This window comes from Streptomyces sp. B1866, from assembly GCF_031932565.1.
Lineage (GTDB): Bacteria > Actinomycetota > Actinomycetes > Streptomycetales > Streptomycetaceae > Streptomyces.
Map to the genome: position 1 here is coordinate 1 of NZ_JAVSCF010000525.1, position 1,217 is coordinate 1,217.

General features: G+C 75.3%; 1 protein-coding gene and 1 pseudogene. One reads left to right on the plus strand and one right to left on the minus strand.

Annotated features, from left to right (window positions below; genetic code table 11):
• Positions 1-737: lysophospholipid acyltransferase family protein (locus tag RKE29_RS29955; protein ID WP_312008853.1), on the minus strand; the 737-nt coding region annotated here is incomplete at its 3' end.
• Between the two features lie 167 nt (positions 738-904).
• Here RKE29_RS29955 and RKE29_RS29960 point away from each other — a divergent pair.
• Positions 905-1,217 (plus strand): annotated as a pseudogene (locus RKE29_RS29960) (2-phospho-L-lactate guanylyltransferase); the annotation flags it as partial.

Consider the following 1,217-nt stretch of genomic DNA (forward strand, 5'->3'; position numbering starts at 1 on the left):
CGGGCCTGGCCGGACCCGTCGGCGCGGGCGGCGCGGGCGGCGCGCGGGTCGTACGGCGCGGCGGGCGCGGGCTCGCCGCGCAGCTCGGCGAGCACCTCGGAGACGGCCGCCATGATGACGTCGGTGACCGTGCGCAGCAGTTCGGCCGTGGGCTCCTTGCCGTAGTACTCCGACAGGTCCACCGGCGGCCCGGCGTACACCCTGAGGGTCCTGCGCGGGAAGAACCGGGGCCGCTTCGCGTACGGCGGCAGCGCCTCGTTGGCGCCCCACTGGGCGACCGGGATGACCGGCGCACGGGTCGTCAGCGCCACGCGCGCGACGCCGGTCTTGCCGCGCATCGGCCACTGGTCGGGGTCGCGGGTGAGCGTGCCCTCGGGGTAGAAGGCCACGCACTCGCCCTGGTTGACGGCCTCCACGGCCGCGCGGAAGGCGCTGGCCGCGTCGGCGGACTCGCGGTAGACGGGGATCTGCCGCAACCCGCGCATGCAGGTGCCCACGAAGCCCTTCCCGAACAGCCCCGACTTGGCCAGGAACCGCGCCACCCGCCCGGTGTTGTACTGGAAGTGGGCGTACGACAGCGGATCGATGTACGAGTTGTGGTTGACCGCGGTGATGAACCCGCCCGTCCGCGGGATGTGCTCCATGCCGCGCCAGTCCCGCCTGAACAGAATCAGGAGCGGCGGTTTCACGACGACCGCCGCGAAGCGGTACCAGAAGCCGATTCTGCGGCCGGACACGCGCCAACACCCTCTTCCTGGTCTTCCTGGTCCTCGGCGGGATCCTCGCCGGACGCCGCCGGCCGGACCCCGTCCGGGCAGCCGCGCCCATCGCGCCTCGGGTACCCGGTCTGCCGAGGACACCGTAACCCCGCGCGCCGGGGTCGGCGGTCGCCGGGCAGGTGAGAATGGGGCGTGTGGGAGGAAAAGGAGCGGGCCCGGGGTGGACTCTCGTGGTGCCGCTGAAGCCCCTGGCACGGGCCAAGTCCCGCCTGGCCGCGGCCGTGGGGGACGCCCTGCGGCCCTCGCTCGCCCTCGCCTTCGCGCAGGACACGGTGGCCGCCGCCCTGGCGTGCCGGCCGGTGCGCGAGGTGGTCGTCGTCACCGACGACGCGCTCGCCGGGAGCGCGCTGGCGGCGCTCGGCGCGCGCGTGCTGCCGGACGACCCGGCGAGCGGCCTGAACGCGGCGCTCGCGCACGGCGCCCGCGCCGTGCGGGCCC